Raw genomic sequence first — 13730 nt, 5'->3', positions numbered from 1 at the left:
TTATTGAAAATTTATTGTTTTTTTAACAAAAATCAAACATTTTTTTTGTACAATTAGAGTAGATATTGTGTATGGAAGGGGAAGAGGACATGATTAAACTATTTGTAAGTGATTTAGATGATACACTCGTTTACAATATGAATGATATGCAAAAAGAAGATGAACGAGCGCTTTGTTGGCTAGCTGAAAACGGGACAAATATTTGTTTTGCCTCTGGCCGTTTTACTCACCGAATTGATGAGGCGGTAAAAAGGTTTTCGTTCCCGTATTACACAACTAGTTTAAATGGAGCGACAATGATACTACCGGATGGAAAAGTATTTCATGAATCGAGTTTTGAAGATGGGGTTGCCCAGGAAATATATCGATATATACATAAAAAGGGACTAGCAGATATTGTTTGTACAAATGAGCAGCGATATACAAAAAGGAAGAATGAACATCACCATACTTTTGAAGAGTATATGGGAGTGCATATTGCTGAAATCGAAGAGTTAGAAGAGGAATTTGGGAAGACTGTACATCCTGCGAAATTATTTGTTTTTGGCGAAGAAGAAAAAATTGTAGCATTAGATCAAGAGTTGAGAGATACATTTCATAGCGAAGCGGAAGTCTTTATATCGGGTAAGCGATATGTTGACATTATGCCAAGAGGTGTAAGTAAAGGAAGCGCTCTGAAGCGATTAATGGAACATTTACAAATTGAAGCAAATGAAGTTGCATGTATTGGAGATTCTTTCAATGATATTTCTATGTTTGAAGTAACCCCGCACTCCTTCACCCTCCATCATGCTCATCCGTATGTGAAGGAGAAAGCAAATTATGTTGTCCGTTCGGTTGAAGAAGCTATTATGAAATTACCGTTACTTGTATAAAAAAGAAGCTCGTCATTGGCGAGCTTCTTTTTTACTTGAATAAAGATTTAACGAAATCAATGATACTAGAGAAGAAATCTTTTACTTTATCTAGGAAACTTTGCCCTTCATCAGATCCTAAGAAGGCAGACACATGGTCTTTTGCTTTTTCTAATTGGCTACCAACTTGGTTCCAATCGATATTAAGATTTTTCATTTTATCAAATAACGATACTAAGTTATCCAACTGTTCATCTGTTAATGTAATGCCAAGTTGATCAGCAATTTTTTTAATTAATGAACGTAAATCTTCAGTGGTTTTTGGCTGTTCTTTTGCAATTTCTTCTTTAATTTTTGCAACAAGTTGAACTGCTTTTTCTTCGCCGATTTTATCACCAAGCTGGGCTGTTTGTACCATTTCTTCATTGGCTACTTTTTTTACTTCTTCAGGAATGGCTTTGTTTGATGTTGTTTCATAGGCCTTCATTAAACCTGTTAAAGCAGCAGTTCCTGAAACTTTAAATGGTGCAGTAATTTGAATCTCTGCATCTTTCACACCTGCTGTAATAAGTGCATTTGTGTACATTGCATCTGTTATCGAATTAATGTTTTTTGAGCGTACAATGAGACCTGACCCTGGTTTTGTGTATGTAATCATAGAAGAGGAAATTGCTCTCGTACCAATTTGCGCTTTTGGAACGATGCCCTCTAGAAATTTATGTTCTTCCGCATTAGATACAGTAATAATTTGTGCATCTTTTGGTGCTTTCATTTCTTTCAAAAGATCTTGTTTCTGTTGTTCAGATAAGTTTTCTCCTAGTGTAACAATTGATTCTCCCTCAATGATGTCTGCAAATGAAGCTGTTGGCATAATAAATACGGCTACAGCTAATAGCAGAGCTAGTAATTTCGTTTTCACGAAAAATCGCTCCCTTTCTCTTTCTTAAATTTTCGGGCAACACAGTTATTATAGTATATTTTTCTTATTTGTCACCTAGCTTCTTCCACATTTCAAAAAAGAAGTATGCAGATTGTCGGATTCTTTTTGTTTCTCGTCATGAATATGGTAATATAGTGCTGAGATAGTTGAAAGGAGACATATACATATGAAAACTTTAGGATACATATTAATGGAAAATGGCGAAAAAATCGATTTAGAATTTTTCCCAGAAGAGGCACCAAAAACAGTAGAAAACTTTAAAAAATTAGCAGAGCAAGGATTTTATGATGGTGTGACATTCCACCGCGTTATTCCTGGCTTCGTAAGCCAAGGTGGAGACCCAACAGGCACAGGTGCAGGTGGCCCAGGTTACTCTATCCCATGTGAAACTGATGGAAATCCTCATAGACATCTTGTTGGATCACTTTCTATGGCACATGCTGGTCGTAATACAGGTGGTAGCCAATTTTTTGTTGTTCATGAGCCACAACCGCATTTAGATGGCGTACATACTGTATTCGGTAAAGCAACAAGCGGTATTGAAACGGTATTAAACATGCGTCAAGGCGATGCAATGAAAGAAGTTAAAGTTTGGGAAGAATAAGTTACGAGAAAAAGAGAGCGATTTTGCTCTCTTTTTTATTTCCTATAAACAGGGATTGGTATATATTTTAAAGTATATGACACAAATAGGACGGCTACTAACGTTAAATTATATTGTTCATGAGAACAAACTTTTAACAAAATACATAGGATGGAGTACGAATTATATGCTTCAATAAATGTATTTCTCTTAACATATTGCTTTTGGTAGAACTACTTTGTTCAAAAGTGGTTAATAAGTGAAATGTGATGAGAAAGGGATTTTCCTTTTAGTTCCTATATAGTATTGTCTCTTTTTTGAGCGGTGTAATAGAAAGAAATAGCGTGGAAACATATATTTGACTTTCTTCTTAACGCTTTGTATGATTATCAAGTTGTTTCAGCCCCTTCTCACTCTGGTAAAAATATTGTAGAATGAATGTGATATGAAAAGAGTGATTGAGGGGATAAATAGTTTGTAACTTTTGTAAGAAGGGATAAGGGTTATGTTAATTCGTTTTAAAAAAAGTTATGAAAAAATTGCAATGGGGCTTCTTTCATTTATGCCAACTGAAAAAGATGTGAAAACATTACAATTGACAATGAAAGAATATGAAGCGAAAGAGGATTGGCAATTGTATTTGTGGAAACAAAATGAAGATTTTGTTGGGATAATGGGGATTATAAAAAAAGAAGATCAGGTATTGGAAATTCAGCATTTGAGCGTGAATCCGTCTCACCGTCATATGGGGATTGGGACGAAGATGGTTCAAGAGCTTAAGAGTAAATTTCTTGAGTTTACAATTTGCGGAAATGAGCAAACAGCAAGTTTTTGCAAAAAGTGTAAAGAGCTTGAACAAAATATACATTCATGAAAGCAGGGATAAGTAGTTTATTATCTCTGCTTTCTTTTTTGTAGTTGCTCGTGTCGCTCAGAAATGACTTCTGTTCGATCACGCAATGTGTGCTTACTTATGATGTATTCACCAGGAATGACGTTCACATCTTTCCAAGAGAGGTTTTGTTTCTTACATAACTGTATGCATTGTTTTTCTAACGATACGTCTAATAAGGGTAAAAATAACGGCGCAAAAATTTCCTTTTTGTGGATAGAGTGTAATCTTTCATTTAATAAGAACATAAGTTGTTTATGATCTATTCCTAATTGATGTAATTGCGCGCTGCTCTTTTCTAAAATTGTTATTGCGCTTTTTATCATCTTCTCTGCACCATTCCAATTGGATCGTCTGTGATGGTATAAGGAAACAGCAATTTGAATGAGACCGACTAAGTAATTGTCGCGTTCTCCTCTAGGTTTTAATTTCCAATACTCTTCTAATATTTCATGACATTCAAAATAATCATAGTCTCCGTGAAAATGAATTAAAAATTGTATGTACTCGGTAGGATACATTTTATTCGCTCCTGTCTAACGGTTATATGTACAGTTTATCATAGAAATATTAACAATAAGCGACTAGGGAAATATCCCTAGTCGCTTTATTGCGTCCTATTAGCAGAAGCAAGCTGCTCCTACAATGATTAGTAAAATGAACAGTACAACAAGTAATGCGAACCCACCGCTAAAACCGCAATCAACGTGACCCATAGTTTTTTGACCTCCTACATTGTTCTTACTACATTGTTATCATATGAAGCGGTGGGCATTATGACATGGGCATAGGTCTATTTTTAATTAAATTTCTTAAAAAGGTTGGATAGAACATGAGTATGCTCTATACTTATGGTGTTATAGAAAAAATGTGGTGGGATGCTTTGTGCAGTATAATTTTAAAGTAGAGGCTTTTGAAGGGCCTTTAGATCTATTGTTACACTTAATAAATCGTTACGAAATTGATATATATAATATTCCTGTAGCGAAAATTACAGAGCAATATCTATCTTATGTCCATACGATGAAAGAATTACAATTAGATGTTGCCAGTGAGTATTTAGTAATGGCTGCAACGTTATTACAAATTAAAAGTAAAATGTTGTTACCGAAACAAGAAGAAGATGTACCTGATAACGGTGAAGACTTTATAGATGATCCTCGTCAAGAATTGATGGAGAGGTTAATTGAATATAAGAAATATAAGCAAGTTGCTACTGAGTTAAAAGAAAGAGAACAAGAAAGAGCACAGCTATATACACGTCCGCCAATTGATTTTACATCATTTCAACAAGAAGAGGAGACAAGCTTACCTCTTGATGTTACGTTATATGATATGTTAGCGGCATTTCAAAAGCTAATGCGTCGTAAAAAAGCAAAAACCCCCGTAACAACGCGAATTACTCGCCAAGAAATACCAATTGCACAGCGAATGACTGATATTCTACAACAGTTAGAAGTAAGAGGCGGTCGTCAAAGCTTTTATGATTTGTTTGCTGATGAAGAACGTGAAATAATGGTTGTAACATTTTTAGCGGTTCTTGAGCTAATGAAAAATCAACAAATCATAATTGAGCAGGAACATAATTTTGATGAAATTTTCGTATCAAGCTCTAATAAATCCGTATAGAGTTGATGTGAAGATGGGATAGAAATATTTTATCTCATGTTAGGTTTTAATGTATCGTTTGGAACGAGAGAAGAAATATTGAACCGAACGCATTTACTGTGATTCGGTTTTTTTTATGTGTGTTTTTTATGGAAAATAGGAGGAAGGAGTTCGTAAAATGGATAGAAAAGAACAAAAAGCGATTATTGAAGGGCTTTTATTTGTTGCAGGTGACGAAGGGATTTATCCGGAACAGATAGCTAAAGTTCTGGAAGTTGAAGTGGAAGAAGTACTAAACAGTATAGAGGAAATGCAAAAAGAATGCGAAGGATCGAATCGCGGTTTGCAAATTGTACAATATGCAAAAGTGTATCGTTTTGCAACAAAGAAAGAACATGCTTCGTACTATCAAAAATTAATAGATACTCCAACCGCGGCTTCACTTTCTCAAGCAGCTCTTGAAACGTTGGCAATCGTTGCGTACCGTCAACCGATTACAAGGACAGAAATGGAAGAGATTAGAGGTGTGAAAACGGACAAGGCATTACAAACGTTAGTTTCACACTTACTTATAAAAGAAACGGGAAGAGCGGAAGGACCAGGGCGCCCTATTTTATACGGAACGACGAAAGAATTTTTAGATACGTTTGGTTTGAAAACATTAGATGATTTACCACCTCTTTCGGAAGAAAATGAACAAATGAATGAAGCAGATTTATTCTTTGGTTCTTTACAGGAATTATCAAAATAAAAGCTTGGCATTTTGCTAAGCTTTTTTTGTATATCAATTACAGAGCGTGCCATACTAAATGAAAAAAGGAGACGAGTTATGAAAGGTGTACGGAGTATTCTATTGTTGGTTTCTGTTTTATTATGTTTTTCGTTAAACAGCGCATCGGCTAAAAGATATATGATGTCTATTCATACTGCGTCTTCTATACATATGCATCGGCAACATTTTGGTAAAATGAAAGTGAGTTTTTTAAAAGTTGGACAAGGTGATGCGACACTTATTACATTGCCAAATGGTCAAACGATGTTAATAGATGGGGGCCCTTATGAAGCAGGAGAGGTTATTATTCAAAAACTAATTGAAAAAGGAATTAATCATTTAGATGTGATTGTAAGTACTCATCCTGATATGGACCATATAGGGGGGCTTATTCCAATTGTAGAACAAATGCCGGTTTCACTCGTATTAGATAGTGGAAAAACATATAGTTCATTTACTTATCATACGTATCGGAATAATATTAAAAAAAGGGGCATACCTTTCATTTCAGTGAAGGAAGGACAATATATACCGTTAGATCCACATGTTTCTATACAAGTATTAAACAATGGTAAATCGAAAGACGAGAATAACGAGTCCTCAATTGTGTTAAAGATTCGATATGGTAAAGCGGACTTTTTATTAATGGGTGATGCTGATATACGGACGGAAAATGAAATATTAAAGCAATTTGATGTACATGCAGATGTATTAAAAGTTGGGCATCATGGCTCGTATACTTCAACGAGTGAAACATTCTTAAAAAAAGTAGATCCACAATTCGCTATTCTTTCGTACGGGAGTAGAAATCCGTATGGGCATCCTCATCAGAGTGTAGTAAGACGATTAAAACAGCGTGGTATAATGATATATGGAACAAACAAGCGAACTGTGGAAATAGAAACAGATGGTGAACATATTACTATGGGGGCAAGCGGTCTTATGCCATTACTTAAGTAACTAATTATATAAGAGGTTATTATCCATTTTGGTAAAAATGGATAATATATATTAGAATGAAAAAGAAATCAATTTCCTTTTTTCGCTGAACGAAGAGGAAATTTCATTAGAATGTATAGACAACTACTTGTGTGTATATTAAGATGGAATTAGGCGAATAAGGTAATAATAATAAGTAGGTATTTCATGGGAAAGGGTCGATGAAAATGAAAACGCAAGTTGTCATCAATGCCGAAATTTATACAGGTAAAGAAGTAGTGGAAAACGGATTTATTCGTTACACAGAAACAGTTAAAGAAATTGGTTTGATGGCTCAATATGTATCACAAGAAAATGAAACTGTGTTAGATGTGGCAGGAAAGATTGTGATTCCAGGTATGATTGATGTTCATATTCATGGTGGATACGATATTGATGCGATGGATGCAAATAGCGATGGATTAGTAACTCTTGGTAAAGAAATGTTAAAAGAAGGAGTTACAACTTACTTCCCAACAACAATGACACAAGCTCCAGAAGCGATTGAAGCGGCGCTAAGTGCTGCGAAGGAAGCGAAAGACAAAGGAGCACATTTCGAATATATTCACTTAGAAGGACCATATGTTTCAAAAAAACGTGCGGGTGCACAACCACTTGAACATATTGTTCCTGCGAGTATCGAGCAATTTAAACAATGGCAGGAAGCAAGCGGTAATCTAATTAAATTGGTAACATATGCACCGGAAGAAGAAGGTGCGTTAGAGTTTGAACAGTATCTTGCTGAAACAGGTGTTGTTGGCACAATGGGGCATACAGATGCAATTGATGCACAACTGAAAAATAGAAAAATTACACATGCAACACATTTATACAATCAAATGCGTGGATTACATCATCGTGAACCAGGAGTTGTTGGTCATGTGTTATTAAATCCAGATGTAATGGTTGAAGTAATTACAGATGGCATTCACATTCACCCTGATATGGTGAAATTAGCATATAAATTAAAAGGACCGAAAAAAGTAAGTGTCATTACAGATGCAATGCGTGCAAAAGGTCTTGAAGAAGGATTATATGAGCTTGGCGGACAGCCAGTACATGTAAAAGATGGCAGTGCCCGATTAGAAGATGGAACGTTAGCTGGTAGTATTTTAAAAATGGATCAAGCTTTCCGAAATGTAATTGAATTTACAGGATGTTCAATCGAGGAGGCAGTGTTAATGACATCAGTTAACCAAGCAGAAGAATTTGGATTAAATAATAAAGGTGCGTTAGCGGTAGGTAAAGATGCAGACTTTGTTGTTATGACTGAAGAATTACATGTATATGATACGGTTCGTTTAGGAATTCATATGAAGGAAGGGAAGTAATTAGATGAATATTCTAGTTGTAAAAACTCCAGAAGAATTAGCAGAAGCAGGTTATAAGTTAATTAAAGAGGTTGTAAAATCAAAAGAAAATCCAACTTTAGGAATGGCTACAGGAAGCTCTCCATTAGGTATTTATGCAGAAATGCGAAAAAATAAACTTGATACAAGTCATGCAACCACTGTAAACTTAGATGAGTACGTAAATTTACCACACGAAGATAAAAACAGCTATCACTATTTCATGCAAGAACAGTTGTTTGATCATCTTCCATTTAAACAAACTTATGTACCGAATGGGATGGCAAGTGATTTAGAGGAAGAGTGCAAGCGTTATGAAGGCATTCTAGTAGCTAACCCAGTTGACTTACAGATTCTTGGAATCGGTGAAAACGGTCACATCGGATTTAATGAGCCAGGAACACCATTTAATTCTCCAACTAACATTGTAGAATTAACAGAATCTACACGCCAAGCAAACCTTCGTTTCTTTGAAAATGAAGAAGATGTGCCGACTCATGCGATTACAATGGGAATTGGAAGTATTATGAAAGCGAAACAAATTCTTCTTGTTGCTATGGGATCTAAAAAGGCAGAAGCTATTAAAGAATTATTGCAAGGTGAATATAGTGAGGCGTGTCCTGCTACAGTTTTACAACGTCATCCGAATGTAACCGTAATCGCAGATCCAGAAGCTCTATCTTTATGCAGTGAGGCGATTGCTGATGAACATCGACAAGTATTCACCATTTCCGATTTATTATCAGATTCAAGAGTGGGTGAAACAGCTAATTGAGGAAGGCGAATGGAAGCCGGGAGATAAAATTCCATCTGAGAATGAACTTTGTGATAAGTTCGAAGTGAGTCGTATGACAATCAGACAGGCGATTAATAACTTAGTGGAACAAGGTTATTTATACCGGAAACGTGGGATTGGAACGTTCGTCCAACTTCCGAAAGTGGAGCAAAAGTTGCAAGGAATGACGGGATTCACAGAAGATATGATATCTCGTGGTATGAAACCGAGCAGCCAGTTATTAAGTTTCCGCCTAGTTCCAGCTACTGCTAAAATAGCAGACCGGCTGAGAATACAAGAGGGAGAATCGGTTTATGAAGTGAGACGTACGCGCTTAGCTGATGACGAACCGATTGCATTTGAGACGACATATTTGTCGCCAACTCTTGTGAAAGATATTAACGAAGAAATATTACAACAATCTTTATATGAACATTTAGAGAAAAAACTGGGCTTTAAGCTTGTTCGCGCTACTCAATCAATTGAAGCTTCAATTGCAACGGATAATGAAGCTGAACATCTGCATATTCCTAAAAAGGCGCCTGTACTTGTAATGCGTCAATGGTCATATGCAGAAGGTGAGTTACCGTTAGAGTATGTGAAATGTATTTATCGTGGGGATCGTTACAAGTTTATTACGAACATCGCACGTAACAAGTAATATATTTCAGTTTGTGAAGTACAGTGAACTTTGATGTTTTCAACATGTAAAGAAATAAAAATACGACTCATCCTTATAAGGAGTGAGTCGTATTTTTATTATGAGCAATTACGTGGTTAACAGCATCTTTAACCGTATTTACTACATAGTGAGCGTGCTCTTTTACTGCGTCATCTGCTTGAGACATAGCAAAACTGTGAGGAGTTAAAGAGAACATTGGAATATCATTATAAGAATCCCCTATGCAAGCAATTTCCTCTGGTTGTATTTGAAATTCTTTTAATAAAATAGAAATAGCAGAACCTTTACTAATATTAGGTGGCATTACATCTAAACATTGTTCTGCTGAAATGAAGGTGCTAACTTTTCCGTGAAATTTTTCATCAATTTTGTTCTGAAGGAGTTGTAAGCTTTCCTTCGTTCCACCGATAGAAATTTTATTTGGAAAAATTGTATCATCAATTTTCTGTAATAGATTAGGTTCTTCAACAGAAGTCATCGTTACTTGTTGTTCAAGTTCATGAATAAACGGTGTTTTTTCTTCAATGTAGTAGTTATGTTCATCACTTACATAACGGAAATAAGGGTCTTCATTTGTCATAGCTAACAAATCTGGAAGAATGCTGGAATCGAAAGTTGCAGATAATAGCTGTTTATTTTCATGTGTATATACAAAAACACCATTTACACTAATGCGATGGAAATTTGTATTAACCGCTCTCATTAGGTCTGCAATTTCATTATCAAGTCTTCCAGAAGCAAAACAAAGAATTACATTTTGTTCAGCTAAGCTGCGTAAAGCGATAACATCTTTTTCGTCGATAAAACCTCCGTGTTGCATCATCGTTCCATCAATATCACTTACAAACATTTTAATCATGTTGCAATCTCCTTTCTATGTACAGTTGCCCTTACATTATACGCATCATATACAAACATGTCTAAAAAATGAATTTTTATTAAATGGTAGATGTTTTATATTGACGAAAAAGAAGAATGTTCTGTAACATAAAAGTAGGCTATTTAAGTACGAGGGTGGTGTTATATGAGTAATTATCTAGAAATTAAAAAAGTTTTAAATAATAATGTCATCATTGCTAGCCATCCTGAACACGAGGAAGTAGTAGTGATCGGTAAAGGAATCGGATTTGGGAAAAAGGCTGAAGATGTGTTGGAGCAAGAACAAATTGAGAAAATGTTTGTTTTAAAAAATGAACGTGATCGAGAACAATACAAACTTTTAGTACCACATGTGAGTGAAAAGCTAATTGAATTGATGAATGATATTATGTTATATATTCAAGAAAAAGCGGAGTCTCCATTAAATGAACATATTCATATCGCTTTAACAGATCATATTTCTTTTGCAATTAAAAGGCTGAAACAAGGACTTACAATAGATAATCCTTTTTTAGTTGAAACGAAAATGCTATATCCAGAGGAATATAAAATTGCTGAAGGCGTTGTGCAACTTTTAAATTCTCGTTTGCAAATTACATTGCCAGAAGGGGAAGTTGGCTTTATCGCACTTCACATTTACAGCTCGCTTACAAACTCTGATTTATCTTCTGTTAATCAAAATTCTCGTCTTATTGCACAACTTGTGTCTTTAATTGAGACAAGCCTACAAATTACATTAGACCAAGAAAGCATTCATTATTTACGCCTTATTCGCCATTTACAATATGCTATTGAGCGGGTGAAAAAAGGAGAAAAAGTAGAAGAAGCACAGAGTTTTGCTGATTTATTAAAGTTGGAATATCCAGTTTGTTATAATTTGGCGTGGAAACTAGTCAAAGTAATGCAGAAAGAATTACAACTTCCTGTATATGAAGCGGAGAGTATTTATTTAACGATGCATTTACAACGATTAGTGAAAGTAGAACATGTGTAAAAAGACATATATTTTTGTCTAAAATGAAAACGTTAAAAAAAATGATTGAATCGCTTACAATAGTTATGTATAATAACTATTGCAAAGTTATACAAAATTCGACAAACACATTAAGGTAAATAACGAAAACGTTTGCTTTAATTATAGTGAACTTATACGTAATCCTATTTTTGACACGTGTTACTGATTCGATCAGGCATGAGTGGAGAAAAGTTGGGAATGTAAGCTAAAGAAAGGGACATACTACCCTTTGTATAGCTATCGTTCTATCTTTTTTTTCCTCATGCCTTTTTGGCGTTTGTCGAAAAGTATCAATATAGATAAGAGAGGAAGGGTTTCCATGTTTAAGAAGATCTTTGGTGTTCTTCAAAAAGTCGGAAAAGCGCTTATGCTTCCAGTAGCGATTTTACCGGCAGCAGGTATTTTACTTGGATTTGGTAATGCATTTCAAAATCCACAACTAACAAATGTTATCCCTGCTTTAAAAGCAGATTGGTTCGTAATGGTTGCAAAAATTATGGAACAATCTGGCGATATTATTTTCGCTAACCTTGCGCTATTATTCGCAGTTGGGGTAGCGATCGGTTTAGCTGGTGGAGACGGAGTAGCTGGTTTAGCAGCGTTCGTCGGATACTTAATTATGAACAAAACGATGAGTGTGTTCTTAGAAGTAGATAAACTAGTGAAAGTAACAAGCACTGGAACAGATCCAGTAAAAATTGGATTTTCAGATCCAGCATATGCAAACGTATTAGGAATTCCAACGCTGCAAACAGGAGTGTTTGGTGGTATTATCGTCGGGATAGTAGCGGCATATTGTTATAATAAATACTTCAACATTGAATTACCATCATACTTAGGTTTCTTTGCAGGTAAGCGTTTCGTACCAATCGCAACTGCAACATTCTCTTTAGTGGTAGGTATTATCATGTGCTTCATTTGGCCATACATTCAGGGTGGCTTAAATACGTTCTCACATCAAATGATTGATGCAAATAGAACGATAGCAGCATTTATATTCGGTTTAATCGAACGTTCGTTAATTCCATTTGGATTACATCATATTTTCTATTCACCGTTCTGGTTCGAATTCGGTCAGTATACAAATGCAGCTGGCGAATTAATCCGTGGTGACCAAAAAATCTTTATGGCACAGTTAAAAGACGGCGTAGAATTAACAGCAGGTACATTTACAACTGGTAAGTATCCGTTCATGATGTTCGGTCTTCCAGCAGCAGCTTTAGCAATGTACCATGAAGCACGTCCGGAAAATAAAAAATTAGCAGCTGGTATTTTAGGATCTGCTGCATTAACATCTTTCTTAACAGGTATTACAGAACCACTTGAATTTTCATTCTTATTCGTAGCACCAGTATTATTCGGAATTCATGCAGTATTCGCTGGCCTATCATTTATGACAATGCAAATTTTAGGTGTTAAAATTGGTATGACATTCTCTGGTGGTTTAATTGACTTCATATTATTCGGTGTACTACCAGGTCGTACGGCATGGTGGTGGGTAATTATTGTTGGTCTTGTACTAGCAGTGATTTACTACTTCGGATTCCGTTTCGCAATCCGTAAATGGAACTTAAAAACACCTGGTCGTGAAGTAGCGAATGCTAATGAAGGCGCAGGGAAAACAGAAGCAGGAGAACTTCCACGTGAAGTATTAGTAGCACTTGGTGGTAAAGAAAACATTGCTTCGTTAGATGCTTGTATTACTCGTTTACGCGTTCAAGTTAACGAACAAAAAAATGTAAATAAAGACCGCTTAAAAGAGCTTGGAGCAGCCGGTGTACTTGAAGTTGGAAATAACATTCAAGCTATTTTCGGACCGAAATCTGACACATTAAAATCACAAATTCATGATATTATGTCAGGTCGTACACCTCATGTTGAAAAAGAAGCGCCTGTAAAAGTGGAAGAAGCTCCTCAACAGGTTGATGAAAATGAAACAATCGTTTCACCAATTGAAGGGAAAATCTTACCGATTACAGAAGTACCTGACCAAGTATTCTCAGGGAAAATGATGGGAGATGGATTTGCGATTGAGCCAACAGAAGGAACAGTAGTTTCTCCGGTTAATGGTGAGATTGTAAATGTATTCCCTACAAAACATGCGATTGGTATTCAGTCTGAAGGCGGAAAAGAAATTTTAATCCACTTCGGTATTGATACTGTAAAATTAAATGGTGAAGGCTTTGAAGCGCTTGTAGCACAAGGTGATAAAGTGAAACAAGGACAACCATTATTAAAAGTAGATCTTGCATTTGTAAAAGAAAATGCACCATCTATTATTACACCAATCGTCTTTACGAATTTACAACAAGGGCAACAAGTCGAATTGAAAAAAGATGGAAATGTTAAGAAGGGCGAAAACGCTATTATTGACATTCAGTAGGAATTTGACGCAAAATGTTT

The 13730-nt window shown here is 35.5% G+C and carries 15 protein-coding genes; 11 read left to right on the top strand and 4 right to left on the bottom strand.

Features of this window, described 5'->3' with window-relative positions:
- Positions 1 to 71: 71 nt before the first annotated feature.
- On the top strand, positions 72 to 875 hold the full coding sequence (locus tag AC1DS7_RS17505) for a Cof-type HAD-IIB family hydrolase (protein WP_429687741.1): 804 nt from the start codon (positions 72 to 74) through the stop codon (positions 873 to 875).
- 31 nt (positions 876 to 906) lie between these two features.
- Here AC1DS7_RS17505 and AC1DS7_RS17500 read toward each other — a convergent pair whose 3' ends face one another.
- Positions 907 to 1773, bottom strand: a complete 867-nt coding sequence (locus AC1DS7_RS17500) for a DUF1002 domain-containing protein (RefSeq protein ID WP_002143030.1) — start codon at positions 1771 to 1773, stop codon at positions 907 to 909.
- Positions 1774 to 1960: 187 nt separating this feature from the next.
- Here AC1DS7_RS17500 and AC1DS7_RS17495 point away from each other — a divergent pair, with 187 nt between their 5' ends.
- On the top strand, positions 1961 to 2398 hold the full coding sequence (locus AC1DS7_RS17495; RefSeq protein ID WP_002190570.1) for a peptidylprolyl isomerase: 438 nt from the start codon (positions 1961 to 1963) through the stop codon (positions 2396 to 2398).
- A 484-nt stretch (positions 2399 to 2882) separates the two neighbouring features.
- A complete protein-coding gene (ribT, locus tag AC1DS7_RS17490; protein WP_000908403.1) occupies positions 2883 to 3251 on the top strand; it encodes a GNAT family N-acetyltransferase RibT in 369 nt (122 codons plus the stop codon).
- 20 nt (positions 3252 to 3271) lie between these two features.
- On the opposite strand, the gene AC1DS7_RS17485 is transcribed toward ribT, so the two are convergent.
- Both AC1DS7_RS17485 and AC1DS7_RS17480 read right to left on the bottom strand, forming a co-directional pair.
- On the bottom strand, positions 3272 to 3790 hold the full coding sequence (locus tag AC1DS7_RS17485) for a DUF309 domain-containing protein (RefSeq protein ID WP_476999134.1): 519 nt from the start codon (positions 3788 to 3790) through the stop codon (positions 3272 to 3274).
- Positions 3791 to 3889: 99 nt separating this feature from the next.
- Complete coding sequence (locus tag AC1DS7_RS17480) at positions 3890 to 3985, bottom strand: YjcZ family sporulation protein (RefSeq protein WP_000510194.1); 96 nt, start codon at positions 3983 to 3985, stop codon at positions 3890 to 3892.
- A 169-nt stretch (positions 3986 to 4154) separates the two neighbouring features.
- Between AC1DS7_RS17480 and AC1DS7_RS17475 the strand changes: the two genes are divergently transcribed.
- The 6 genes from AC1DS7_RS17475 to phnF all read left to right on the top strand — a co-directional run bounded on the left by AC1DS7_RS17475 (position 4155) and on the right by phnF (position 9412).
- Complete coding sequence (locus AC1DS7_RS17475; protein ID WP_002143025.1) at positions 4155 to 4898, top strand: segregation/condensation protein A; 744 nt, start codon at positions 4155 to 4157, stop codon at positions 4896 to 4898.
- Positions 4899 to 5055: 157 nt separating this feature from the next.
- Positions 5056 to 5628 (top strand): SMC-Scp complex subunit ScpB, encoded by a 573-nt coding sequence (gene scpB, locus AC1DS7_RS17470; protein WP_012261645.1) that lies wholly within the window; start codon positions 5056 to 5058, stop codon positions 5626 to 5628.
- A 78-nt stretch (positions 5629 to 5706) separates the two neighbouring features.
- Positions 5707 to 6609 carry a ComEC/Rec2 family competence protein gene (locus AC1DS7_RS17465; RefSeq protein ID WP_002143023.1) on the top strand — a complete coding sequence of 301 codons (903 nt, stop codon included), beginning with the start codon at positions 5707 to 5709 and terminating at the stop codon, positions 6607 to 6609.
- Positions 6610 to 6815: 206 nt separating this feature from the next.
- The gene (nagA, locus tag AC1DS7_RS17460) at positions 6816 to 7958 is read left to right on the top strand and encodes an N-acetylglucosamine-6-phosphate deacetylase (protein ID WP_002088433.1); all 1143 of its coding nucleotides are present in this window, start codon (positions 6816 to 6818) and stop codon (positions 7956 to 7958) included.
- A gap of 4 nt (positions 7959 to 7962) precedes the next feature.
- On the top strand, positions 7963 to 8751 hold the full coding sequence (gene nagB, locus AC1DS7_RS17455; RefSeq protein ID WP_002033913.1) for a glucosamine-6-phosphate deaminase: 789 nt from the start codon (positions 7963 to 7965) through the stop codon (positions 8749 to 8751).
- Positions 8681 to 9412, top strand: coding sequence for a phosphonate metabolism transcriptional regulator PhnF (gene phnF, locus AC1DS7_RS17450; protein WP_012261644.1), 732 nt, complete (start codon positions 8681 to 8683; stop codon positions 9410 to 9412). The genes nagB and phnF overlap by 71 nt, the downstream gene beginning before the upstream one ends.
- A 73-nt stretch (positions 9413 to 9485) precedes the next feature.
- On the opposite strand, the gene AC1DS7_RS17445 is transcribed toward phnF, so the two are convergent.
- A complete protein-coding gene (locus tag AC1DS7_RS17445; protein WP_012261643.1) occupies positions 9486 to 10292 on the bottom strand; it encodes a Cof-type HAD-IIB family hydrolase in 807 nt (268 codons plus the stop codon).
- A 165-nt stretch (positions 10293 to 10457) separates the two neighbouring features.
- On the opposite strand from AC1DS7_RS17445, the gene glcT reads away from it, so the two are divergent.
- Positions 10458 to 11306 carry a glucose PTS transporter transcription antiterminator GlcT gene (gene glcT, locus AC1DS7_RS17440; RefSeq protein WP_002143016.1) on the top strand — a complete coding sequence of 283 codons (849 nt, stop codon included), beginning with the start codon at positions 10458 to 10460 and terminating at the stop codon, positions 11304 to 11306.
- 340 nt (positions 11307 to 11646) lie between these two features.
- On the top strand, positions 11647 to 13710 hold the full coding sequence (gene ptsG / locus AC1DS7_RS17435; RefSeq protein WP_002014901.1) for a PTS glucose transporter subunit IIABC: 2064 nt from the start codon (positions 11647 to 11649) through the stop codon (positions 13708 to 13710).
- Positions 13711 to 13730 lie beyond the last annotated feature (20 nt).

The organism is Bacillus sp. P4_E1 (genome assembly GCF_056401715.1).
This window is presented reverse-complemented; position numbering and strand designations above follow the sequence as displayed.